Below are 1657 nucleotides of genomic sequence, written 5' to 3' on the forward strand. Positions count from 1 at the left end.
GCAGGTCATGCAAGGTGGTTTGGGGTCCATGCCGTGGCGGCATAGAGGCCGGGGCCGAGTTTGTGGATGAGGCCGGTCTCGGCCCATCTGGAGAGCTGTCGATACATGGTCTCCATGGTGATGTCGCCGAAATGGGCGGCGATGTCACGGGGGCGCCAGAGTCGGCTGGGCTCTTTCTCCAGCAAGGCCAGGATCCGGTGACGGCGGCGCTCGGGAAGAGCGGTGTTCCGGTCGTCTCGGGAGACGACGGGGAGCTGGGGGCGGGATTGCGGAGGCTCGAGGACGGTGATGTCGAGACCGGTGATGGTGCGGCTGGTGTCGGGCCTGCCGTCCTCGTGGCGGGTGCTGTAGCGGGACATCGGTGACTTGACCTTGCGGGTGCTGACCCGCCGACGCCGGGGCGGGAGGAGTCGGGTCAGGACCCGGTGCCCGATCAGCCTGAGGCGACCTGCGTCGGCGGGGTCGGTAATGACGGCGGCGGCCCGGATGACCTGGTCACGGGCAGTCTGCAGGGCGACGGTGAAGCAGCAGCGGTCCGGGTCTGTGCCGGGGAGCGATTCGGCGGCGTCGACCATCACAGTGCGCAGGACCTGGTAAAGCGTGAGCAGGGACCACATCTCCTGCTCGATGCCTGCCGGGTCGCCCGAGCGCAGGTTGCGGCCGTTCATGATCGTGTGGCGGAGCGCGTAGTACGCCGATTCGTGTTCCCACCGCTGGTGATAGAGGCCCACCAGCATACTGGCGGGATGACGGCGGGCGTCGGTCAAGGTCGTGACGAGTCGGTAGGACCCGGTGAAGGATGTGCCGTCCGCACAGGTCACGGCGATTTGTGCGTCGATGATCCGCACTTTCACGGTACCGATCGCCGACAGGTAGGAGCCATCGACGAGGCGGGCAAGGACCGGCGTGCGCCGGTTGCTGCGGAGCCGGCCCAGGACCTGGGCGCCGGTGTCCGTGACCGCCGCGAGGAACCCATTGCTGTCGAATCCCTTGTCCCACAGCACCAACATGTCCGGCCGCAGCAGATGCAGCAGCCGGCCGGCGTAACTCGTCTCACCCTCGGCGGTGGGGCCGAACACCGCGCCGACCAGGGACCGAGTGCCGGTCTCGATCAAAGTCATCAATTCCAGCGTCGGATAGCCATGATGCGAAGTCCTGCCCAGCCAGGCCCGGTTCCGCTCGGAATCGGGAACCCTCAGCGAACTGCAGCCGTCGAACGACACCATCCGGTACGAACCGAAACACACTCCTGGCGTCGCCGGCCGGGCCAGCAACCCGGCCAGCACCTCGAACAACGCCCGCACCGGCGCGCTGCCGATCCGCCGGCGCAGGTCACGCAACGCTTTCGCCGACGGACAGACCACCGGCATCCCGGACAGACCCGCGGTCAGCTTGTTCCAGACAAGCCGATAGCCGACCTCGGGGAACAGACACATCGCCAGCAGGAAGTAGACCCCGACCCGCGACGGGAGATCACGCAGCCGCTGCTGCACCGTCCTTGTCTCTGCAAGGACCGCATCCACCAGCTCGAACGGCACGACGGCAGTCAACTCGCCCAGATGCCCGGGAGCGAACCGGCCTGCGGCCACAGTGACCGTACGGGTGATAGTCGTCAGCGCAGACGGCAGGAAACAATGACGGGGCAACGGAGCTCCTT

General features: G+C 67.1%; 1 protein-coding gene. It reads right to left on the reverse strand.

Annotated elements, in window-relative coordinates:
- Positions 1–5 precede the first annotated feature (5 nt).
- On the reverse strand, positions 6–1589 hold the full coding sequence (locus JK364_RS54200; protein ID WP_307841726.1) for an IS4 family transposase: 1584 nt from the start codon (positions 1587–1589) through the stop codon (positions 6–8).
- Positions 1590–1657: the final 68 nt, after the last annotated feature.

The sequence above is a fragment of the Streptomyces endocoffeicus genome (assembly GCF_016741935.1).
Classification (GTDB): Bacteria; Actinomycetota; Actinomycetes; order Streptomycetales; family Streptomycetaceae; genus Streptomyces; species Streptomyces endocoffeicus.